The organism is Bacillus sp. TE8-1 (genome assembly GCF_008368855.1).
Lineage (GTDB): Bacteria > Bacillota > Bacilli > Bacillales > Bacillaceae_G > Bacillus_A > Bacillus_A cereus.
On sequence record NZ_QPET01000028.1, the window covers coordinates 194,142 to 219,626 of the forward strand.

Genomic DNA, 25,485 nt, shown 5'->3' on the forward strand with positions numbered 1-25,485 from the left:
ATGGACATATGTTGAAGGTTGCAATTGCAGAAGATGATTTCCGCGTCGCGCAAATTCAGGAAGAGTTTTTATCAAAAATAAAGGACGTAAAAGTGATTGGAAAAGCATTGAACGCGAAAGAAACGATGGAACTACTACAAAAGGAAGAAATCGATTTACTTCTATTAGATAATTACTTACCAGATGGAATTGGTACAGATTTATTACCACAAATCCATGCTGACTTTCCAAATGTTGATGTCATTATGGTAACAGCGGCGAATGAAAACTATATGTTAGAAAAAGCAATTCGAAACGGCGTAAGTAACTACCTTATAAAACCAGTCACGTTAGAAAAATTTGTTCGCACGATTGAAGACTATAAAAGAAAGAAGCAACTATTACATAGTAACAATGAAGTAAATCAAGCGCTCATCGATAATTTCTTCGGGACTTCGCAAACACAAGACATAAAAAACTTACCGACAGGTGTTGATCCGTTAACACTGCAAAAAGTGAAAGGGATTATAAAAGGATTCGAAGAGGGCATTACAATAGAAGAAATGGGCGAACAAATGGGGGCCTCCAGAACAACCGCAAGAAGATATTTAGAATACTTAGTAGCGACAAACGAATGCACAGTAGAGTACACATACGGTATTATCGGACGACCAGAACGAAAATACCGAATAGGACGAGGACTATGAAAAAACGATTATTACTATGTATATGGATCATGACAGGAGTAATAGCTGGTTGTTCCTCGGAAAAATCCCATACGAATAAAGTGAACATCGACAAATTAGAAATCGTTGCACCGAACGTTCAAGGAGCCGGATGGGACTTAACAGCACGAGCGATGCAAAAAACGCTAACAGAAGAAAAAATCTTCACAAAACCAATTACAGTCACAAACAAAGTAGGTGGCAGCGGTGATGTCGGATGGAAATATACGAAACAAAAAGGCGGTCACGTACTGGCGATTAACTCAAGCTTACTCATAACGAACAACCTACTAGGCCACAGTAAACTAACATATAAAGACTTCACCCCGCTCGCAACACTTGCGTCAGACTGGGAAGTCGTTGTCGTATCACAAGACTCAAACATAGAAAACGCAAACGAACTAATGGAACAACTAAAACAAAACAAGAAAAACTTCAAAATCGGCGTTGCCCCCGGCCTAGGAAACGACGATCACCTATCCTTCGTACAAGTAAGCAAAGCATTCGGCATAAACCCAGCCGAACTACAATTCTTCGTCTACGAAAACAAAGAAAAAATCATAAACGCCCTAACGAACAAACAAATAGGCGCCGCAACCATGACCCTATCCGAAGCCGAAAAACAATACAAAGCCGGCAAAATAAAAATACTAGCCGTATCCGCATCAAAACGACTAGACCGACTACCAGAAATCCTAACATGGAAAGAACAAGGAATCAACGTCATATTCCAGCACTGGAAAGGAATTATGGGCCCAAAAGATATGACGGAGGAAGAGGTTGCTTATTGGGATGATGTGATTAAGCGGATGGTGGAGAGTGATAGTTGGAAGGGGATTTTGAGGGAGCGGGGTTGGGAGGGGGTTTATAAGGGGAGTGGGGAGAGTAGGGTGTTTTTGGAGGAGAGTGATGAGTGGTATGGAGAGATGGTTGGTGGAGATAGAGGAGATAAGTAATTTTAGTGCTTTGTACTTATAAAATATCGATATCATTCTTAGTATATGCATTTATATAAATATTTCCCTTTATAAAAATAATGCGTTATTATAATTTTATAAGTTGAGATAGAAAGGGAAATAAAATGGATGTTAATAATATAGAGTTACCAGAATCACTAAAAGAAGTACTTTGGGACGGGTGGATACTCCTTGGTGTCATATTTATTATATGTACTCTGCTTGTAATTATTAGATCTTATATACCAGATGATATTCTACCTATAATTAAAGGTGCTATAGCATTAGTTATTTTAGGTGGGATATTTTATCTAGGTTATTAAAATAATTATTATAGTTTATGAGTGAAAAGGAGTTAAGATGGCTAAGCGAAAGAAAAAGCAAGATGAATCAATACTGGGATCTTTACTAGTTATTACGTTTTTCGGGGTGTTGTGGAAACCGGAATTTTTAGTACCAATAGTAATGGTATCGGCAGCAATTATATTATTATATATGTATGTGAATGTAAAAAAGCTAAGAGAACTTCGGCAATCAGGAATTTATGATATTGATAAAATGAGCGGACACCAGTTTGAAAAATATTTAGGAAGTCTATTTCCAGCTTTGGGTTATAAAACAGAGATTACTAAAGCATCTAACGATTTTGGTGCAGATTTAATTTTGAGAAAAAATGATAAAAGAATTATTGTACAGGCAAAACGCTATAAGAATAACGTTGGAATTAAATCTGTTCAGGAGATTGTTAGTGCAAAAGAATTTTATAAAGCTGATGAAACATGGGTTGTTACAAATAGTGAATTTACAGCTGCAGCATACAAACTCGCTAAAGTGAATCGAGTTGTATTAATTAATCGAGAGAAACTTATTAAGTTAATTAGTCAGGGCAAACGAGAAAAGAGAAATTAGTGATACAAAAGGTCAGGTATAGACTTATGGAAAAGGCACTATGAAAAGTGTCTTTTTGTTTTGGATATAGAAAAATAATCCAGAAAACTTATATTTTAGTATATAATTTAAAATGAGAATGGCGTGTAATAATATTTTTAATAGTAAAAGAGAACTTTTGAACATTTTTTATTATTGTAATTTATTTGTTTATATATATATTTAATTTATATGAATAACGAACACGCATAATATGAAAAAAGAGGGGATTCTTGTGGGTTTACATATTATACCGAATGATTTGCCGAGCTTAACTCCAGGTGAGAGAAAAGTACTTGAAAAGGTTCGGTCTTTATATAAAGATGTGCAAAGAGAAGCGTATTTATATATTCAGCCAAGGATTAGACATTTAGAACCTGATTTTATTTTAATTGATTCACAAAGAGGGGTAACAATCTTTGAAGTGAAGGATTGGGAACTTTCTTACATTAGTAGAGCGGATAGAAGAAAAGTAGATTTAGCAGATGGGAAACAGGTAGATAATCCGTTTTGTAAAGCTAACTTATACCATACTGCAGCACAGAGATTATTTAGTTTGCAAGATGTTTTAAAAAATGAACGGAACGAATTAAAGTTTAAATTACATACTAACGTTATATTTCCGTATCTTCATTCTAATAAAATTGAAGAGAGTGGATTAGATCAAGTATTTAATCAGCCACCAGCACAGTGTATTTCATCTGATATGTTAAGTACAGTAAATATAAATCAATTATTTAAAAATGAATTTAGTTTCGTAGAAGAAGATGAAATTATTGCAATACGAACGCTATTATTCCCAGAAATTAAGGTTAGTTGTAGCGATAATCAAATTAGTACAAAAGAATTAATTACAGCACTAGATGCAGAGCAAGAGCGTTTCGCGAAGCGTGTACCGTACGGTCACTATATGGTAACTGGAGTTCCGGGTAGTGGGAAAACGGTTTTATTGCTAGCTCGTGCAATTCATCTAGTACGTGAACATCCAGAGTGGAAAATAAAAATATTAACGTATAATAGATCGTTAAAAACAAAAATTGAGAACAAATTGAATTCTTTAGCAGCTGATCTTGCTTTTATGAATGTGCGCTTGGAGAATATAGATGTTAGCACTTTTCATAAATTTGCGCTAGATACAGCAAGTATATGTGTACCCCAAAAAAATACAGTGAAGTGGTGGAATGAAGAATTGCCGGAAGTAGCTATACAGCGAGCTCAATCATCATATGATGCTGTTTTAGTGGACGAATACCAAGACTTTCTAGATGATTGGATTCGATTATGTGTGAAGTCTTGTAAAGAACATACGTATGTTAATAACCAAAAGGAAACTGTTACTGGGATAAATTTATTTTTAGCAGGAGATAGACTCCAGAGCATCTATAACAACTCAGATCATAGTTGGAAGAGCTTAGGTATTGATATGCGCGGGAGAAGTTCTTTATTAAAGAAATCTTATCGTGCCGGTAGTCAACATATAGATTTAGCCCTTAATTTCTTGAAACAAGAAAAGAAATTGGAAGAGGAAGTAAATAAATTTTATTGTCCAATGAGCGAACTATCTTTTGAGAATGAAATGAAAGATGGAGTTAGTTTTATTGAAGGATCATATGAAGATATTAGTAATAAAGTTTACGAGCTTATTAAGCGCAAGGGCTATAAGCCAGAAGATATATTAATTTTGTGTAGAGAAGGAAAAGATTGTGAGAATATACAAAAGAAATTAAATCGTGAGATACGTCAAAAAGTAAAAGTTACAAAAAATATTACTGAAGGACATTTAATTATAACAACATATCATTCATCAAAAGGTCTTGAGGCACCAATTGTCTTTTTAGTTGATGTGGACAAGTTTGAAAGAATGGAGCTTGAACAAAATGATATTAAACTACGTAAGCTATTATATGTAGGCATGACAAGATCATCTGAGCATTTATACATTCATGCTGGAAGTTATGATAAACCTTCCTTTGGACAAGTATTAAGGAACGAAATATCTTGAGGATATCCTTGAAAATCTAAAGAGGAGTATAATTGAACTGAATGTTAAAACATTAAAGGTGTAGGACGGGGGAATTATGATGATACATACTTTAGTAAGGGGACAAAAGATAGATGTTGCAAAGAATCATCCAGAGATGAAAGGGTTACTGGTAGATTTAACTTGGAATGCCCCGATGAATATGGATGTAGATGCATCAGCTTTTTTAGTAGGTTTTAATGGGGAAATTACTAAAGAAGAGGATTTCGTTTTTTATGGACAACCTTATTCTAGTTGTCGATCGGTTCAATTAAATCAAAATATCGCAAATGGAAGTAAACAAAGATTTTCGATAGATTTTACTCATATAAAAGATGAGGTACAAAGGATTGTATTTTCGATTACAATTCATAATGCTGAAGAGAAGAAACAGGCGCTACGAGATGTTTCCTATATTCATTTGAAAATAAACAACGCACAATCAGGATTAGAAATTATTCATTTTCCTATCACGTATGCATTTACAGATGAAAGTGCCATTATTGTTGGAGAGCTGTATCGACATGGGGGAGGATGGAAATTCAATCCTATTGGAGCTGGCTATTTTGGTGGGTTAGCTGCATTATGTAAAAATTTTGGGATAGAAATCGCAGATGATGAAAAACAAACTGTTCCCCCTGTAGAGAAGAAAATAGTTCCTACTCCGCCTCCAGTACAAACAACTATTAATGTAGTGAAGGTTGAATTGAAGAAAAAACAATCTATAAATATACAAAAATCTAAAATAGTAACAGCTACTTTAGAATGGGAAACAAATAAAGATTTAGACTTATACTGTTTTTATGTAACAACGAATGGAGAAATAGGAAAGGTTTATTATAAAAATCTAGGTTCGTCTAAAGTTTCACCTTATATTGTGTTAGATGGGGATTCGCAAGAGCCAGGAAAAGAAACAATTCGTATTTATCGACCAGAAGCTTTGAAATATGTTTTATTTGCTGCGTATAGTGCTGTAGGCAATGGGGTAGGTAGTTTTTATTCTATGAGGGCAAAAGCTGTTGTCGATAATCATATGGGAAGCGTTGTAACAGCACCGTTATTAGAAATAAATGACCATGCTTATTGGGTGTGTATTGCTCATATTGATTTCACGAATTCAAATGAGATGAAAATTTCACATGTAGAAAGCTACTCAAAAGACCATTCAGAGGCTTCACCACTCTTGTACGAGAATGGAAAATTCCGAATGGATGTTGGGCCGATCGAATTTAAAAATGAAGAGGATTATCAGAAGTATTTTAAATAATAGAGTAGAAAATCATACATCATATTGTATGATTTTTCTTTTATACATAGTTTGGTAAAATAGTGGTAATTGTAATTAATTGTAACGGTGGGGATGAAAATGTTAGAGCAACTCATAATGGAATTAGCTAAGTCAATAAAGCAGGTTGAAGATATAAATGGTGATAAAACTTATTTGGTTATAAACAAAGATGATAAAGGATTAGATGTTCAAACTAAAACTTCAAGTGGACAATATGCAAAGGAAGAAGAAGCACGATCTTATTTTAACGTGAGTTTTGAGCTTCTTAAGGATGCTTGGGGAAAGCTTATCGCTATGCGAACGGTAAAGAGTGAGGATTTCGGACAAGTGAGTGAATGTAATACTTTCTTAGTAGCATTCTTTTCACACCTTCCATTTGTGGATGTAAGGGAATCGGGGGCTATTACATTTAAAGAGTTCCAAACTGATAATTTACCATGTGAGCAGTATCATAAAGTTGTTGGATTTTTGGAAGAGGTAATAAACGATACGTACGATCCGAAAAATTTAAGTGATCACATTAGTGGTAATTTGTATAGAGTTAAATCTAAAGGAAGACAAGATTTAAGGTTACTGGGATTTTTAAATGATAATCATGATATTGATACGTCTTTATTAAATGAATACATTGGAGAAAAGAGTAAGAATGATGTTATTCGAAAGCTAGTTTTAAAGCAGGAGTATTTTCAAATTGCTCTGTTTGTACTTAATCTTTTAAGAGTGTATCCGAGGGCTGCCAAGAAGGCTACTTTAGTGGATTTAGCGATGACAATCGTCCGAAACTCTAGAGGAGATAATTTAATGCTAGAATCATTAGCGAAAGAGCGTACGCATAATCTCTTAATGTGGTCTGAGAAATTGGAAATAATTAATGCTGAATGGATTCCAGCCGAACAATACATAAAAAAGAGTGAAGAAAAGGGCGGTAATATGAGTAGTAGTTTACGTGAAGGCTTTTTAAAGATACTGAAAGAATATTTGGATGCAAAAACAGAAAAATTTGCAGGACATAAATTAGGATTAACAGTCCGAAATGATATAGCAACGGAAATCATTCGTTTACCATTTATAAATGAGAAGCAGTACAGTGTGATAGGGTCAGTCGGAAAAGGGAATTGGGCGACAGTTCCATGGATTGCACTAATGCATAGAAGTATTACAACATCGACACAGAGAGGGTATTATATCGTCTATTTATTTAGTGAAGATATGCAACGATTGTATTTGACCATTGGACAAGGTGTGACAGAAACAACTAAAGAAGAGATGCAAAAAATTAAAGAAGAGATTCGTGAACAAATACATATGTCCCAAAAGGTGAAAAAAGATGATGAGATTTTCCTAGGTACAAGCCCAAAAGCAAAAGGCTATGCAAATTCAACAGCAGCTTATATTGCGTATGATGCTAATAAAATGCCAAGCGAAAAAGAGTTAGTAGAGGACCTAGAAGAAATGCTTCGCTATTATGAGGGATACATAGCTTATAAAGAGGAAGGAACGAAATATGAAATGATTTATGAGAGGAAAGAAGTCTATTTAGATCAGCAATCCATTATTGATCATGTGTCTTCTTATATTCAAAGTAAAGGTTTCTTTTATGAGAAAAAGGATCTTATTAATTTCTTCCTTTCGTTAAAGACGAAGCCGTTTGTGATTTTATCAGGTATTTCGGGTACGGGGAAAACGAAAATTGTTCAGTGGTTTGCGGAGAGCTTAGGGGCCACGGAAGAGAATGGACAATTTACACTTATTCCGGTTCGACCTGATTGGAGTGATAGTTCTGATTTGCTTGGTTATGTGAACCTTCAAGGGGAGTTTCAAGAAAGACCGTTAATTAAAGTTCTTGAAAATGCAGATGCAAACCCAAATAGGCCGTATTTTGTAGTGTTGGATGAGATGAATTTAGCGCGAGTGGAATACTATTTTAGTGATTTTTTAAGTGTAATTGAAAGCCGTAAATGGAAAGATGGAAAAATTGTTACGTCACCAGTGCTTCCAGAATCCATTACGAATAAGCACATTACGATCCCAGCAAATGTATATATTATCGGAACGGTAAACATGGACGAAACGACACATCCTTTAAGTAAGAAAGTATTAGATCGTGCGAATACAATTGAGTTTAATACCGTTAACTTAGATTATTTTAATTTCTTAATGGATATAGAAGAGAAGGAAGCTGAAGTTGTTTCTAATAGCTCTTTAGCAACCGAGTATCTTCATTTAAAAGAATGCTTTAAAGAAAATGAAGACCTTGTGAGAAATATATCGACTATTTTAATAGAAATAAATAAATCACTGGAATCAGTTGGGGCTCAAGTTGGATATCGTATACGAGATGAAATTTGTTTCTATATGGCATACAACGAAAAAGGAAAGTTATTATCGTTTGATGAAGCACTTGATTATCAAATATATCAAAAGATTTTACCACGTCTTGCAGGTAGCGACGGAAGAACAGAAGAGGTATTAAAGCAGTTGTATATATTATGTGCAAATGAGGAATATGATAGTGGCAACAATGATGCTTTATATGCTAAATATCCTCGTTCTGCTAATAAGCTGTCTCATATGTTAAGGAGGTTCGAGTATGATGGTTTCACCTCTTTCTGGATCTAATAATGAGATAGAGCTAGTTAAGATTGAAACAGAGGAGCTATCATTGACGATTAAAGGGAATCCTTATCATGAAAAATATGAGAGTTTAAAAGAATATCACGCTATGAGTGCGGATGAAATGATGTATTTTCATGTAGATGGTAAGACAGAATCCGTTGCCGTATTTGATGCGAGATTGCAGAGATTAGATAAATGGAACGAACATCCGCCGATCTTTTTTGAAAATAGGAGTTATCAGCTTGTTGTTGTTCCGAAAAATAACAAGCAGCTCTCCTTTTATCATGAACATCCAGGATTTCGAAAACAAATTAGTTCCATTCAAATGGGTTCACTTCACGTGTTAATGGGGAATCTTTCGTTTCCAAATGAAGTAGGAAATACAACGTTTGAAATTAAAGATGATATAGATAATTTATTAACTGTTACATTTGAAGTTTTCCCGGCAAAGCTTGATTATAAGGATGATTACAGAGCTTTATTAGATGAAGTAAATGATGAGATTTATAATTTAGCGTTTCATTTACTAAAGAGAACTTACTTAGGAGCATCTGCAATTTACGCTACAAACCCATCGAAGAGTGAGTTTTATCGTATTTTAAATGATTCCTTTGAGCGGTTTATGAAGTCGATCTCTCATATTAAAAGACAGCCGCATCATACGCTTATGACTAGACATCAACTAGTACGAGGAGAAAAAATTCGTAAATTGGATTCTCTCGGAATGAACTATTTGCGAAAGCGACCACACTTATTGCAAGGAGAAAACAATATACCGACTAAAGGGATTACAGCTTATAAGGAAGTTTCTTATGATACGCTGGAAAATCGATTTGTTAAATGGATGATTCAAAGAGTTGTACATAAAATAGATGATTTACTTAAAGCACTAAAGGAAAAGTCTAGATATACACGTGGTGAAACTGATGAAGATTTGCTGGAACGTGTAAAAAATATGAAGTATCGAATGAAAAATGAATTGAACGATCCGTTTTGGAGAGCAATCGGAAAATTAGATCGCTCAGTCTTTTCGCTCGTTATCCAAATGGCAGCAGGCTATAGAGATGCGTATCAAATTTTCTTAATGCTATCGCGAGGTTTAACTTTAAGAGGACAAATTTTCAAAATGTCGGTAAAAGATGTTGCAAGGCTATACGAATACTGGACGTATTTAAAACTTGGACAAATTCTATCTAAAAAATATATACCGCTCCATCAAGACGTTATTCAAGTTAAACAAGATGGTTTATACGTAACGCTTGATGAAAGTAAAACTGCAAAAAGAACGTTCAAGCATCCAGTCACTGATGAAGTAATAGAACTGTATTTTCAGAAAAGAAACGGTAGACTGCCAACAGTTACACAAAAACCAGATACGATGCTCGCTATTGAGAAAAAGGGAAAGGACTATCAATATCAATACATTTTTGATGCGAAATACCGAATTGATTTTGCTGAAAGCTCTCATTATAAAAGGAAGTATGGCACCCCTGGTCCAATGGAAGAAGATATTAACACAATGCACCGTTACAGAGATGCATTAGTAGTGGAACAAGAGGGGCCTTTTGAGCGAACAGCTTACGGAGCGTACGTACTATTCCCGTGGAACCAAGAGGAAGCGTACGAGAACCATCCATTTTATAAAAGTATCGAAAAAGTAAATATCGGTGGCTTTCCATTCTTACCAAACGCAACAAGACTAGTCGAACAGTTTCTAGACCATCTCATTGAAAAAAGCCCAGAAGAAATTATAAGAGAAGGCATCCTTCCAAGAGGCACAAAAGAAGAATGGCACTCCTCGCTAGAAGAAAAAGTATTAGTGGGCATCGTGAAAACTGAAGCCGACTATGAAGCATATAGAAAAGAAGGCTTATACCAGTTACCGGTCACACAGTTAAAACCAGGATGGCAAGAAGCGAAGTACATAGCATTATATGCACCGAAAAAATGGCACGGAGAAAAAGGTGGCATTCAATACGTAGCCAAAATCAAACACATTCAAATGCCACAAAACGATGAGTATATACATTTCGAACTAGAGCCATGGAAAAAACTAGACCACCTCATCCGCCCAGTAGGATACGGCATTCAAACATACACAATAACAACTATGTCATTATTAAAAGAAGTGCAAGAACTCCCAGAACTCTTTATGAAATCAAAAGAAGAACGAACTCTTTGGAAAACGCTGCGTCGTTTTACGAAGCAAGTTAAGGTGGAACTGGATCATAACAACTTAGATGAGGCATCTTCTATTAAGAGTTATTATGTGCAGGATGTTCAGATTTGGGTTGATTATGAGAATGAGGTTGTTATGGTAGGGAGAGATGGGCGAGTTAAAGAGGTGCCTTTGGAGTTGGTTGTTGGGAGAGGTTCGGTGTTGTTTAGGGAAGTTTTAGAAGTATTAAGTGTTGGGGAATAGCGAGTAGATTCAAAGGCGATTAAGTTATGGATAAGAGACCGAATTTATTTTTACATGGAACAAGTGAATTTTCGCAAGATGTTTTTATTTGTTGGCTAGCAGAGTGGGCGCCCCCGATGAATGCTTATATAAAGCCAGTATAGGCTTTATTAGAAGAATATATGATTTACATAAAAAGACCTTTCCAGCTGCTATTAAAGAAATTAAGATTACGAAACAATTTAAAGGTTTAGATATATTTATTGAAATTAACGGTAATCAGGCTATTTTAATAGAAGATAAAACATATACAAAAGAGCATTCTAATCAATTAAAGCGTTATTATGAAGAAGTGGCTAAACTAAAAAGATATAATGAATGTGATCTATTACCTATCTACTATAAAATAGGTAATCAAAGTGATTATTCAGCAGTAATTGATGCTAAATATGTGTTGTTTATAAGAGAACAAATGCTTGAATTTTCACAAGAGAATATAGATAGAGGAGTTCAAGATCAAATATTTTTAGATTACTATCTTTATTTAAGAGAATTAGATCAAAAATATGATTTGTATAAGATTCTTCCGTTAAGTGAATGGAAGGGTGAGACTTGGGAAGGATTTTATGAGGAGTTAAAGCAACGTGGAATCAAAGGTCAGTATGGGCATGTAGATAATCCGAATGGTGGATTCTATGCCTTTTGGTGGAATGAACAAAAAGATAGTGATTGTAAGTAGTATTTGCAGTTAGAAGAAGGAAGGTTATGTTTTAAGATACACGTTCCTGATAAGCATAGAAGAAAAGAACTTCGGGATAAGTGGAGTAAAGCGCTAATTGAACGAAGTCATAATTATTTTTTTAATGTTGAGAGACCTAAGTTTGGTAATGGTTGATTGGATAAAGCATATTGTTTATTTGTAAGCAATGCGAATTTGTTAGTGTAGCAATTTAAATGACGATCCCATACCATATCAATTCAGATGTAATATATTCTATAGACTCAGACAAATTATGGGGAACGGTTGTTTTTAGGGATTTTCGTGTTTTTGTAACATCTCTTAATCCTAAATATTTTTCTTTTATCAGTAAAGTTTGACCAATTTATGACTAGTGTAGATAAGATAATGAATAATATTAAGAACTAGACCATGTCAAGTTTAGTTTGATTTTTAACACCATTTAATTGAGAGAGTAACAGAACTCATCTGTCATGCATTTTTTGAGAATGGTATTATTGAAGTATATCGAAAGAAGTGTTTATGCTTTGTTGTTTTTTTCCTTCTCTCTTGACCCGATCTGATTTGTTAGGAAATAGTTAATTGAGGTTCAAAATATAAAATACAAAAAAATATATTTCTACACGGCAATTGAAGAAGGAAATCAAAACGTTATTTAATCATTCATTATAAAAAGAAGTGAATCCATATGGATATTTTGTAATCCACTAAGCTCGCTAACAGAAAAATAAGTCTTTCTGACTAATTAATTACACTCCCCATGATATTTTAGATTCATGATTTGCTTTTAATACCTTCTGAATTTCTTGTTATATTGAATTGGACAGACATCGAGTAGAAATAGTATCTCTGAAATACTAAAATTCAAGAATTGTTAATTATGTTCCAACCAATTTTTAATAAATTTCCCGCCATATTGTTTCGCCGCCCATTAGCTTATCTGAAACATAAGTTTTGGTTACATAAAAAAACTTTATTTAATTACACTGTCCATTTACTTTAAAGAGTAATTGATAATGTAATTTAATTGGACTAAATCAGCTTAAACAACTTGTCCAAGGATTAAGATTTATGTGTTATAGTTAATAATATGAAGGTGGAAATGATCTAGGAGGGTTAATATATTGATTGATTTAAGCAACAAAAAAAGTGTAGCTAACTATTTTATGAAAATTGGTTATGAAGATAATTCAATTTTTGATTTTGATAAATCTATATTTGATTTTAACTATAATTGGCTTTATAAAATGCATATGCTTACTAATACAGATGATTTTAAAATATGGTTATTTGAGATCGATGAACTTAAAACAGAAAATATGAACATGATTGCACATCGGTTACATAGAAGAAACCCGTTTGACTACAATTTGCTGATTTTTACGGATAACAATTATAAAAATACCGTTTTTTTACACTACCATAAAGATAATGATGGAAAAATAAAAATACGTCGATTGAGAATTGAAAAAAACAGATTAACTGCCACAGACAACAGAATACTAACTGAGATTAAAATTGCTGGAAAAGACATTATTGATGACCTAGATATTGCAAAAATCCATAAAGATGCTTTTGATATAGAACGTGTTACAGATAAGTTTTTTGAAGAATTTAAACAACAGATTGAAAATTTCTCTAAAAATATTCATGGTTTAAACTCCCCAGAGGAGAAAAGAAACTATACTTTGCTTTTAATAAGTAGATTGATTTTTCTCTACTTTGTACAGAAAAAGGGATGGCTTAACGGTGTTCAAGATTATCTTTATGATCGCTTTTTACACTGTGAAGAAACTGGAAAGGGTTACTTTGAGGAAATCCTAAAACCTTTATTTTTTGAATGCTTAAATACACCATTTGAGTATAACTTACTGGAACACTATGAAAGAAGTCAAAAGGCAAAAAAACTATATGAAAATTATAAACCTGTAATTGAGGACTTGGAAATTAACGAAAAGTTTAAAGGAATACCTTATCTAAATGGTGGGTTATTTGAACCTCATCCTCAGTTTGAAGTAAATAATTCAATAAGTATTGATAACCAACCATTTAAAAGTCTATTTGAAAATTTATTAAACAAATATAACTTTACTGTAAGAGAAGACCTAGGTTATGACCTAGATATAGCTGTTGACCCAGAATTACTTGGTAGAATTTTTGAGAATTTAATTATCGAAGAAGAGAGATCCGGCACAGGGAGTTTCTACACACCTAGAAATATTATTAATGAAATGTGTAAAAATACGTTAAAAATGTATTTGTTAAAAAAATTCCCCCCTGATGTAGCTGATAAGATTGATTATTTAATCTCGCACTTAGAAGACGAAAATTTATATTCTAAGCATAAAAAAATAATTATTGATGAAATAAATGAACGTACAGAAACACGAGATTGTTCTATTTATAAGTTATCACCAAATGAAGCAGTTAAGCTATTACAAGAACTTAAAAAGATAAAAGTTTGTGATCCTGCAGTAGGATCTGGAGCGTTCATATTGGGAATGCTTCATATCGTTGTGGAGCTAATTCGTAAAGTTAATGTACACTCCATGGGATTACTAAGATTCAATTTATTTGATATTAAAAGAGAAATAATACATGAAAATTTATATGGTGTTGATATTCAAGAGGGTGCTATTGATATTGCACGATTACGATTATGGTTATCATTAGCGGTAGAATATGATGCTGCCTCAGTAGAGGACATAAAACCGTTACCTAATCTTGCGTATAAAATAATTCAAGGCAATAGTTTATTTTCTTCAGTTGATGGTATCAATTTAGATAAAGAATTTGATAAACTTGGTTTTGGACAAGTATCTTTATTTGAAGAAAAAACTCCTTTATATTCAATCATTGATCAATTAATACTAAAAAGAAGAGAATTTTTTAATGCTACTGTAAATAAAAAAGAAGTTGAAGAAGATATTACAAAATTGGAAAGAGAACTTTTTAAAACATTGGTAGATGAGAACGATTCAACTCTACCTAGTAGAAAAGAATTTTTCTCCTGGAAAATAAATTTCCCGGAAGTTTTTGAAACAAATGGTTTTGACATTATCATAGGTAATCCCCCATATGGAGCAGAATTTAACTCAAATGAAAAAACCTATCTAAAAGTACAGTATCCAAATGTAGCTGATTATGAATCCTCTCAGTATTTTTACCTTAAGGGATTAGAGTTGCTAAAAGAAGATGGGCTAATAAGTTATATTACAACTAATACCTTTATCTTTAACGTTAATGCGGGTAACTTTCGTAAGGAAATCCTAGCTACTAACGTTTTAGATTCCCTTTATGATTTGACTGAAGTGAATGTTTTCAAAAAAGCAAAAGTTCGCACTGCTATAATGTACGGAGTAAAAAATACTTCTAAGAATTACGAAGTTAAGTACTATGATTTTAATTCAGAAACTGAAAAGTTTTATTATAAGAATTCTAAACCTGTAAAAGAACTACTTAAGAATGATAAAAAGTGGCTATTTATGATGCGTTTTACAGATAAACAGGAGGAGTTAATTGAAAGAATTGGACTAAAATGCGTTCCTATCCAAAAGTATTTTGATGTTAGTCAGGGACTTATTCCTTATGATAAGTATAGAGGTCATTCGGTAGATATTATAAAAAAACGTATTTGGCATGCGGAATATCAAAAGGATGAAACATATAAACCGGAATTAAAAGGTGAGGATGTAAAATATTACACTGTAAAATGGAATGGGCAGACATGGATTAGCTATGGAGAGTGGTTGGCTGCTCCCCGCGAGCCTCGTTTTTTTAATGGGCCTAGGGTTTTAGTAAGAGAGATTGTAAACAAGAGCACTGGGAGATTAAATGCTGGCTATGCTGAGGAAGAGTATTATAACACCCCTAGTATTATTAACATAGTCCCAAAAGAAAAGCAAAAAATTTCTTTGTTTTATTTATTAGGTTTATTAAATTCGAAGCTTTTTGCAATTTATAATTATGGCACATCACCTAAAGCAAAAAAGGGGCTATTCCCGAAAATTCTTGTCACAGATGTAAGGAAGTTACCAATAAGATTGGGAGAGCAAAGTCAGCAAATGATTATTGAAAATTTAGTGAAAAAGATGATCGAGTTGTTAGATGAAAACTTAGGTAATACTTCTGAAATAGAAAATATTCAAGCTGAAATTGATAAATTGGTTTTTGAAATTTATGATATAAATGAGGAAGACCAAAAGCTTTTATTAAGCATTATTCAGTAGATTAGAGGTGAGATATAAATGTCTGAAATTCCAGAGATAATTGATAACAGGCATGTTCTTTTAAAAGATACAATAAATCAATTGATTAGACATGCAACAGAGGTAGAAATAGCCACGGGCTATTTCTACCTTAATGGTTTTAATCTTATTAAAGAGCATATTGGTCCGAATTGCATAATAAAAATATTAATTGGAAATGAAACAGATGCTATAACAGTAAATGAATTATCCATGGGATATGACCTAAAGAAAAAGGCTGTTATGAATTCAATGGAAAGCGATTTAAATTACTTAAACGATGAGCAAACACAACAAGTTAATGACTTGGCAGAACTAATCAAAGAGGGAAAAATTAATGTCCGAATCTATGTTAAGGAAAAATTTCATTCAAAAGCATATATTTTTGATGTAAGTTACAATAATGGAGAGATTAAAGAAAATTATGCAATTGTAGGTTCTAGTAACTTTTCAAAAAGAGGGCTTGGAGATAAAGACAACGATAAAACAAATACAGAGTTAAACGCATTATTAAGACAACCATCGGCTGTTAAAGAAGTGAAAAAATGGTATTCTGAAGTATGGGAGGAAGCGGAGGACTTTAATGAAGATTTATTAAAGATTATAGAAAATAATCTTAATATCGAACGACTTACATACTCTCCTTTTGACATCCTAATAAAAACTCTTTTTGAATATCTTAAAGACGATTCTCTTTTTGAGGAGGTTAAATCTCTAAATCTTGATGATTTAACAAAATTTCAAGCATTTGCTGTAAAAAAAGCTATTCAAATTTTATCAAAGTATAACGGAGTAATCATTGCAGACAGTGTGGGATTAGGGAAAACTTATGTAGCAAAAGGGTTGCTCAGATATTTTTCGCAGTTTGGAAAAAATATCTTGATTATTTGTCCTTCCTCTTTAAAGCCAATGTGGGAAAGTGAAGCTGCTAATTCACCTACACTGATAAAAATTATTACCCAAGAAAGTATTGGACGGGACGGAATATCTACTGAAGTGGCAGACAATATTGATACAATAATTATTGATGAAGCACATAATTTCCGTAATGAAACAGCAAACCGGCATAGAGAATTAGTGAAAATTACAATGGGGAAAAAAGTTATCCAATTAACTGCTACACCTGTAAATAACTCAATTTTTGATTTATATAATATTCTAACTCTATTCTTGAAAGATGATGACTTTAAAAATAAATATGGTATTGCAAAACTCAGAGACATCTTTAATTATTACGAAGAAAAAAAAGATGAGGTCTCTAACATTCTTAATGAAATAATGATTAGAAGAAGTAGAACTTTTATTAAAAGTAAATATGGTGATTCAGATAATAAATTATTTATCAAAGGTAACGAGCTTAAGTTTCCTAAGAGGAATTTAAAAAAAATTGGTTATAGTATATCTGAGTTATATGGCGAAAACATTTTTGTTGAAATTTCTACAATAATTGAAAAACTCAATTTACCTATAATTTCAGAGGAAAGCCTAACAGAACAACAAGAGGTCTATAATAAAGCTCTTGTAAAAACTATGTTTTTAAAAAGATTTGAAAGCTCCGTTGAAGCATTTAGAATTTCTATTTATAAACAAATAAGATTTTGTGAAATTTTGTTATCTTCTATTGAAAAAGGATATTTAGTAACAAAAAAGGACGTCATGGAAGACATAGAATCGGATAGCTTTGATATAATAGACAGTATCGAGAAAATAGATATTGAACAGTTTGAGGGTAGTATTGAATTACTAAAAAGGCAAATCCTTGATGATCTTGAAAGTTTCAAGAGAATAGTGGATTTAATAAAAGATATTAATGATGAGGCAGATGTAAAACTTCAGGAATTACTTTATCAGATAAAAAATTTAAAAAATAAAAAGGTTCTTGTTTTTACTCAGTTTAAAGATACTGCTCGTTACTTGTATAAGCATGTAATTGACAATAATTTTGGTGTTGTTGCCGAAATTGATAGTAAGAACAATAAAAATAACAGAAAAGAGAAGATCGTAGCACAATTTTCTCCAAAGGCTAATCCAGATCATTACGATCCTGAAAAACCAGAAATTGATATATTAATCTCAACTGATATTTTGTCAGAAGGTCAGAACCTTCAGGACTGTAATATTATTATTAACTATGACTTAACTTGGAATCCTGTAAGAATTATTCAACGGGAAGGTAGGATAGATCGAATAACGACTTCTCATGATAAAATATATATCTATAACTTTATTCCAGATGATAAACTCGATGAAATATTGAAATTGACTAAAAGGCTTGCCGAGAAAATTACGTACATTAACGAAACCATTGGTAATGAAAGTAGAATTATTTCTAACGATGAGATACTTATTGATAAGGTATTTAACGAAAAAGACCAGGCTCGAATTAAAAGGTTAAATGAGGAGGATCAGTCTTTACTTGATGAATTAGAAAGAGAAAGAGATGACATTATTCCTTCAGAAGAATACATTTATGAAGACTATAAGGATATTATTTTTAGTAATAAAAATAATCAGCTTTATGCTTCACAGCTTCCTGATAAAATTTATTCCATTCGTAAGTTAGAAAATTATCAAGGGCTATATATGTATTATAAATTAGGTAAAGAGAGTTATTGGCTATTTTATGATGTTAATACAAAAAAATTTAAAACGAGTAAAGCAGAAATATATCAGTTAATAGCCCAAGGGAATTATCTGAATTCGAAACCGATCAAACGTCATATTTCTTTTAATGTGGATGAGATTTTGGAATTAGGTAAAAAATATGTGGAAAATCAAGTAGCTAATATTATACAGGTTCAAATGACTTCAGCCGAACTTGATAAAGTACAGAAAGATATTGCTGAAAGACTTGAAAAAATATTCTCAAAAACAAAGTATAGAAGCAGAATTACAAGAGAGCAAAGAATGATAAGAAAGAAATTAAAGAACCCTTTACATAAGGGAACTATAAGTAAATTAAAGACAATTGACTTGAAGCTTCCAGACGACGAATTGGTAAATAAAATTGATGAAATGCTTGAATATATAAATGTTGAAGAGAAACTTGAATATAAGAATGATCCAAGAGATATTAAACTCATATGTTATGAAGTGTTTGTATAAAAACTGCATACTAATTGCATGTTTTTAATTTCAAGTAGGAAAACCTTTTTTGGGGACATTCTTCTATCCATGTAAAAAGTTATTACGGATAACCTTCGGTGTAAGCTTTAAAGATTTTTGCGATTTAAGCTGTAAACATGTATTTTCCTTGCATTTTAAGGCATCAATGTTGAATTGATAAGTGAGTGGTTTGGTTACAGGGAAATACGAATTCACAACCGAAGAAAAAAACTATATAAAAGAAGCAATGCAGCAGTTTAACCCCTAGTTAAACTGCTTTTCTATTATAATAGAAGAAAAACCAAACGGAGGAAACCCACATGCCAACCTACAACAAACTAATTCGAAACAAAATCCCACAAATAATAAAATCCAACGGAAAAACTGTAACCGTCAAGATGAATTTTACGTTTTTTGCTAATATGTCATTTACACTTTTGCCTAAAATAAATGCTGTCTGTTTTTCATGCGATAACTATCTCCATTCATATGAATAACTTCTACACGATGTAAAAGACGATCTAAAATGGCAGTTGTTATTCCTTGATCACCCATTAATTCACTTCACTGTTCCGGACTTTTATTTGATGTTAAAATAATCGAGCTTCTCTCATACAAATGATTAATTAGCTGGAAGAATAATAGATTGGCTTCACGTTGATCCATTGCCATATACATCAAATTATCGATGATAATTAAATCTGAAGCCTGTAATCGCTTCATCTGCACTTGAGATTTATGCGCAAATTCCTGCGTTTTTAAAAGCTGGATTAATTCTCCCATTGTCACAAAGTATACTTGAAAACCTTTCTGGATGGCTTCAATGCCTAAGCCTACGGCTAGAAATGTTTTGCCGACACCAGGTGGTCCTAATAAAATTAAATTATACTGCTTTTCTAACCAACTAAACTCTTGTAGTTGGGTTAACTGTCGTTCTGTTATAGCGGTTTGTTCCTCTACTTTGAATTCTTGTAGTGTTTTGAAATAGGGAAACGAGCCCATTTTATACGCCTCTCAATACTTTTTGCTTCTCGTTTACTCAACTCAAACGTAGTAATCGATTCTAAAAACTCTAAATAAGTCCAAGACTCTTTTTCAGCTTCACGAAGGAGCTGTGGAAGCTCCTCTGCCGTTTCTGATAAACGTAGCTGTCGAAAATATAATTGTAATTCTTTTACGGTTGGATTCATTAGATATCGCCTCCTAAAATACTTGTGTAGGTATTAAGAGACCGAGTAGCTACTTGAATTCTATTTCCCAAAACGGGTATAGGGTTCAAATCTTTTTCGAGTAGGATTGGTTCATTATTATCCTGCTTCAGATAGTTCACAACATCTCGAAAATCATTGGCACTATAGAGCTTTTCAACAGTACACTTATGGAGGCCAGCTTCAATCCATTCAGGTTCATTTTCAATAACCGTTTGAAGGAGTGATAATTGATCACGCCGATACCTCGGGTATTTTAGATAAATCTCCTCGACAAATTGGCAAGCTGTTTTCTCCTGCTCAAAACTAGAAATTACTTTCCTTTTTAACTCTTCGATTCCTTTGGAACGATCACGCGTATGAGTATGATTTTTAATGAGCTTTCCTTTTTCCATACTGATACGATGTTCTGCGAGTATATCACCTTGTGGATACCTACGGATTACCAGGATGTCTTTATGTTCTCCTTGTAATTCTAACAACACCTGATTTTCCTGTTGTGTTGTATAGGTTCCTAACGGAACTGAGTATCGATTGGACTTAAATCGAATCGTATTGTCCTTGTTAACGCTCCTTGTTATAATCATTTCATGGGTACTTTCTAACGAAAGTAACGGAGAGACTAGCTGTAAGTGTTGCTTTTCCAGGAGAAACACTTCAACTGGTCTCTTTTTAATTGTATGATGTACACGAGTATTTCCTGTTCGCTCTAACCACTGAAGTGCACGTGCATTCCAATCTTCAATATCTTTAAAAATATGGCTATTTGCGAAATTTCCTTTTATGTACTTCACTACATTCTCAATCATTCCTTTAGATTCAGGATCAGCCTTACGACATAAATGAACTCGGAATTTTCGTTCCTTCACATAGGCTTGAAAGTCAGAGGTTAATACTAAATCTCCAGGATTTTCACTGACTGTCAGTAAATGATCTTGGTCGTATACAATTTCTTCTGTACATCCTCCCAAAAAGCGAAATGCATTTTCATGACATCGTATGGCATCTTTCGTTGTGAAAGGTCGATCTTGCCATTCCATATATTTATAGCGTGAATGTGCTAACACAAAGGCAATGAAATACAGTTTCACTTCATTTTTCTGTGTTGTTTTCTGCTTTGTTTCACCCCAGTCCACTTGTAATTGCTTACCCATTGGTTGCTCTGGCACGGCCTCGTATTGTCTAACAATAGGCTTTTTCTCAATTTGATAGATTTCTCGGATTTCACGTACGTATGAACGTACCGTACTTTCTCCAACTTTTAAATCAGGATAGCGCTCTAATAGCCAATCTTGAATCTGCGCTGCACTCAAATGTGGGTATTCTTGTAACCAAGCAACAATCCAATCTCGATAAGTATCAAGTATTTTAGATTTTCGAACAGATATTTCAAAATATTCTTGCGTCTCTTCAAATGACATCCCTAAATACGTATAGACCGTAGGTCAAGAAATTTTCAATTCCTCCGCAATTTGTACAATTTTGAATCTCTTTTTATAGAGTTGATGAATTTCTATGTATAACACTAATTTTCCCTCCAAACTACTAACCCCCAGTAAACGAATACTTCTAGTTTACTTGAAAGTTGAATTTTTTTGGCGAAAGTGTAAAAAGGATCTTAGCGAAAACGGTTAATTTTATTTTAGTGTTTACAATTTGTCATGGGTAGAATTGTAGGATATTCATTTTCACCAAATATGACGATGAATCTTGGGGGGAAAGTGCTAGAAAACGATTGTTATACATAGGGATCAGCAAAAGGTCTTATTTTAAATACTGACTTAGGGACACAATATTATAAGTCAGGAACTTCGAGCCCTACGCGTGAATTATAAAATAAAGCTCTCTGCCCGTGTGATAATACTTGTATCGAGGCAGTTTATCCTATTTTAAGGAAAGAAGAAGTATATCGCACAAAATAGGTCACATTTGAATAATTTTAATACATAGAGGGATGGTATAGCCGAAAGGGATTCATAGTAGAATTGGTTTGAATTTTTCCAAGTAATAGAAGCTATAGGTATGATTTATCTTTTGATCTGAAATAGTGATTAAAGTCTAAAAATTTAGTTTGAATTGAAATGATAGCGGGTGAAAATGGTATAATGGGATATATTGTTATCCATCGAGTTATATTTGAAAAAAAGGACATTTCTTGGGAGGTGTAGGCTATTACTATCGGAGCAAAAGAGAAAGTGAGAACAAAAGAATTTGATTGTTTTAACGTGCATTTTATAAAAGATAATTACTCTTTTTGTCATATTGAAATCGAGGATAATCCTACTTTTTATGAAAATTTATTTGAATATTTTTTTCGGAGGACAAGTTACTTAAATATTGTGAGCATACCTCTAGCATAAAATTTAGCCCATCTCCTAAAAATTTTGTAACCCTATATAAACATTTAAAAACATATATTGATGATTTTAATCAGGTGAAAGAAATTTCTGAATTAGAAGAAATGCTTCTTTTAATATTAAAAGAAGAACAAGTACTAGAGGATGAGGATGGAAAGAAATTAGTTCGTTTAGATAAAATGGGGAAAATTGGAGAATATTTATTTTGTTGTTTATTGGCAGATTTTTTTGAATTTGATTGTATTCTTCCTAAAGTTCATTTACAGACTGATCCAAATATGAATGTTTATGGAATAGATACATTGTTCTATTCAGAAAAAGAGCATTTACTTTTATTTGGAGAATCTAAAATGAGTTTAAAACTGGATAATGGGTTAAATCTTATTAAAAAGTCATTAAAAGAATATGAAAAACAAGTGTCTGATGAGTTTGATATTGTTCTAAGCAATAGGTTTTACAAGAATATGCTGTACAGATTTAATGATATTTATGGGGATGTAACCGAAATTAGTATAGACATAATGGATTTTATAAAGAAAGCTAATATTAAGCAAATTGGTGTGCCTATATTTATTGCTCATGGTACAGAATTAAAGGTTGAAGAAATTCTACTTAAATTAGAAAAAGTAAATAAGGTAAAGTTGTTTAACTTAGACACAAAATATTATTCTATTTCTTTACCTATTGTGGACAAGAATAAACTAGTTGCAACTTTCACTAAGAAAATAAGGGATAGGGGGGACTACTATAGAAATGAAGCAACAAAATAATCCTCAAGCGTTAAGAGAAAAATACATTAGAGAATTGAATGGAGCTAATAATTCTGCGCTGCGAGCAAAAGAGTTAGCAGATGATTTATTTTCACTTGATCTAACAGTTTATTCCCAAAATTTTTCTTTTAGATCTATAGTTTATAATTTGTTTGCTATGTCAGAGATTGATGAAAATATTTCTATGCACCCTGAACAATTACAAATTGTCTCTAAAATAAATGAGAATGCTGCAACTATAATCAGTGCACCTACAAGTTTTGGTAAAACTTTTTGTATTTTTGAATACATAGTTAAGTATAAGCCGAAAAATGTGGTGCTGATTGTACCTACTTTGGCATTAGTTGATGAGTATTTCAAGAAAATAATAAAAAAGTATAAAAATAAATTTAGTCATTATAAAATTCATACGAGTTTAAATGAAGAAAAAATCTATGATTTTAATAGTTTCAATATATTCATTCTTACACATGATAGGGTGGTACAAGAGACTAATTATCATATTATAGAGAAGATAGATTTTTTAGTTATTGATGAAGTATATAAGTTAGAAACAGATATGCAAAATGATAGGGTATTAGTTTTAAATATGGCTTATTACTATTTATCTAAAAAGGCGAGCAAATATGTTCTTTTAGCACCATTTATTAAAGAGGTTAATGACATAGATAAATTAGAAAAATCACCGTTTTTTTATGGTTCAAACTATTCTCCAGTAGTTAATGATGTAAGGACGTTTCCTATATTACAGGAACAAGACAGAGTTAGTGAGTGTAAAAGAATATTAAAATCATTAAATGAAGAAGAAAAAACATTAATATATTTTCCTACAGTAAGTAGTATGTACAAATATATTTCTACAGTAATTGCATTGGAGCCAAAAAAATTAAAATTCCTTGATCATGAAGTTTTATTTTTTATTGAGTGGGCTAAAGAAGAAATACATGAAGAATGGTGTCTAATAACGGCTTTAGAAAGAGGATATTTAATACATAATGGACAAATTCCAATGGGAACTAGAATGTTTCAATTAGATTATTATGAACAAAGTAATTTATTTAATAAATTGCTTTGTACCTCTACTTTGTTAGAAGGGGTAAATACTACTGCTAAAAATATAATTATAACAAAGCCTTCTAGAATTTCTAATAGTCCTGGTGATCATTTTTCGGCATTTGATTTTTTTAACTTGGTAGGAAGAACAGGTAGATTGCATCAACATTATATTGGAGATGCATATTATATTAAATCTCCAAGTGATCCAGAGTATAGAAAAGCAGATGCTGTTAAAAGTATTCGATTCGAAGTTACTGATGCAAGTAAAGATATTGATATACAGAAAGGTGAAGTAGAAAAATATCAAGATGTTGTAGAGTTTTTAAAAAAGTTAAATATAACTAAGGAGGATTATCTAGCAAATATAGGGTCAAAGGCTAGATTTGATACAGTAATTGATTTATATAATGCATATGCTATGAATAAAATAAAATTATTAGCTCAACTGCAAGCTCATATCGAAGATGGGCGAGTCGGTAGATTACGTTTAGTAGAAATTTTATATAAAATATGTGAGCAAAAAGAAAAAGTAAAATTAGAATCGAATTTAATTAACACCCTGCTCAGTAAAAAAAAGGCCTCGTATAAAAAAAGTAGTAGATGATGCAAAAAAATATTTCAAAATAGATATAGATTATCTCATAGCCAAAGCAATAATGTTTAAGACGAGTTATATTGAACATAATTTTTATAGTCGAGTGTTAATCATAAAGTATTTTTTAGAAAGAGAAAATGTAAGAAAAGAATTAATAGATATTTTAGATAGTAAGATATTAAATACTATTGAATATCTATATTTTTCACAAGTTAAACATAAAAAAATGCTATTAGACTTAGGTATTTATGAGAGAGACATTAATAAAATAATTGGTGATGATTTTGAGCTAAAGCAAAAACTATCATCTAATTTTTCGGAATTAAACGACATAAGTTACGTTTCAAAATATGTAATGAAAAACTTAATTTAACTTTCTGTATTTAAAGTAGTATAAAAACTTATAATACTTTATCTTTTAGTAAAATATGAATGATTCCACATGATAATGGAACGTTCAAAGGTGAACAAGGAGAAGGCCTTTGTTCGCCTTTGA

Annotated in this window: 11 protein-coding genes and 5 pseudogenes; 14 read left to right on the top strand and 2 right to left on the bottom strand. The window is 32.3% G+C overall.

All coding sequences use genetic code 11. The features are described 5' to 3' along the window. Window positions 1-8 precede the first annotated feature (8 nt). From DN404_RS24760 to DN404_RS24815, 11 genes and pseudogenes are all read left to right on the top strand, one after another. Window positions 9-686 (top strand): response regulator, encoded by a 678-nt coding sequence (locus tag DN404_RS24760; RefSeq protein ID WP_000921544.1) that lies wholly within the window; start codon window positions 9-11, stop codon window positions 684-686. Next, the gene (locus DN404_RS24765) at window positions 683-1,660 is read left to right on the top strand and encodes a tripartite tricarboxylate transporter substrate binding protein (RefSeq protein WP_149215561.1); all 978 of its coding nucleotides are present in this window, start codon (window positions 683-685) and stop codon (window positions 1,658-1,660) included. Before DN404_RS24760 ends, DN404_RS24765 begins: the two co-directional genes overlap by 4 nt. Before the next feature lie 360 nt (window positions 1,661-2,020). Then, window positions 2,021-2,569, top strand: coding sequence for a restriction endonuclease (locus DN404_RS24775; RefSeq protein WP_016125572.1), 549 nt, complete (start codon window positions 2,021-2,023; stop codon window positions 2,567-2,569). 253 nt (window positions 2,570-2,822) lie between these two features. After that, a complete protein-coding gene (locus DN404_RS24780; RefSeq protein WP_149215562.1) occupies window positions 2,823-4,589 on the top strand; it encodes a UvrD-helicase domain-containing protein in 1,767 nt (588 codons plus the stop codon). Window positions 4,590-4,668: 79 nt separating this feature from the next. Next, entirely contained in the window at window positions 4,669-5,874 is a 1,206-nt protein-coding gene (locus DN404_RS24785) for a TerD family protein (RefSeq protein WP_149215563.1), read from the top strand. A 99-nt stretch (window positions 5,875-5,973) separates the two neighbouring features. Next, window positions 5,974-8,514: an MrcB family domain-containing protein gene (locus tag DN404_RS24790; RefSeq protein WP_149215564.1), complete on the top strand. Its 2,541-nt coding sequence runs from the start codon at window positions 5,974-5,976 to the stop codon at window positions 8,512-8,514. Then, entirely contained in the window at window positions 8,489-10,933 is a 2,445-nt protein-coding gene (locus tag DN404_RS24795) for a restriction endonuclease-like protein (RefSeq protein ID WP_149215586.1), read from the top strand. Before DN404_RS24790 ends, DN404_RS24795 begins: the two co-directional genes overlap by 26 nt. Window positions 10,934-10,959: 26 nt before the next feature. After that, a pseudogene (locus DN404_RS24800) lies at window positions 10,960-11,807 on the top strand (PD-(D/E)XK nuclease family protein). Window positions 11,808-12,775: 968 nt separating this feature from the next. After that, window positions 12,776-15,880 carry an Eco57I restriction-modification methylase domain-containing protein gene (locus tag DN404_RS24805; protein WP_149215565.1) on the top strand — a complete coding sequence of 1,035 codons (3,105 nt, stop codon included), beginning with the start codon at window positions 12,776-12,778 and terminating at the stop codon, window positions 15,878-15,880. Between the two features lie 18 nt (window positions 15,881-15,898). After that, entirely contained in the window at window positions 15,899-19,003 is a 3,105-nt protein-coding gene (locus DN404_RS24810; protein ID WP_149215566.1) for a helicase-related protein, read from the top strand. A 320-nt stretch (window positions 19,004-19,323) separates the two neighbouring features. After that, window positions 19,324-19,404, top strand: a pseudogene (locus DN404_RS24815) (nucleoside triphosphate pyrophosphohydrolase); the annotation flags it as partial. Between the two features lie 40 nt (window positions 19,405-19,444). Here the strand turns inward: DN404_RS24815 and istB are convergent. Next, window positions 19,445-20,193: pseudogene (gene istB / locus DN404_RS24820) on the bottom strand (IS21-like element helper ATPase IstB). Further along, window positions 20,193-21,737, bottom strand: a pseudogene (gene istA / locus DN404_RS24825) (IS21 family transposase). The pseudogenes istB and istA overlap by 1 nt, the downstream one beginning before the upstream one ends. 141 nt (window positions 21,738-21,878) lie before the next feature. Here istA and DN404_RS31055 point away from each other — a divergent pair. From DN404_RS31055 to DN404_RS24835, 3 genes and pseudogenes are all read left to right on the top strand, one after another. Continuing rightward, a pseudogene (locus tag DN404_RS31055) lies at window positions 21,879-22,130 on the top strand (IS3-like element ISBce13 family transposase); the annotation flags it as partial. A gap of 437 nt (window positions 22,131-22,567) precedes the next feature. Then, complete coding sequence (locus tag DN404_RS24830) at window positions 22,568-23,338, top strand: Hachiman antiphage defense system protein HamA (RefSeq protein ID WP_472926810.1); 771 nt, start codon at window positions 22,568-22,570, stop codon at window positions 23,336-23,338. After that, window positions 23,322-24,998, top strand: coding sequence for a DEAD/DEAH box helicase (locus DN404_RS24835; RefSeq protein ID WP_149215567.1), 1,677 nt, complete (start codon window positions 23,322-23,324; stop codon window positions 24,996-24,998). Before DN404_RS24830 ends, DN404_RS24835 begins: the two co-directional genes overlap by 17 nt. Window positions 24,999-25,485: the final 487 nt, after the last annotated feature.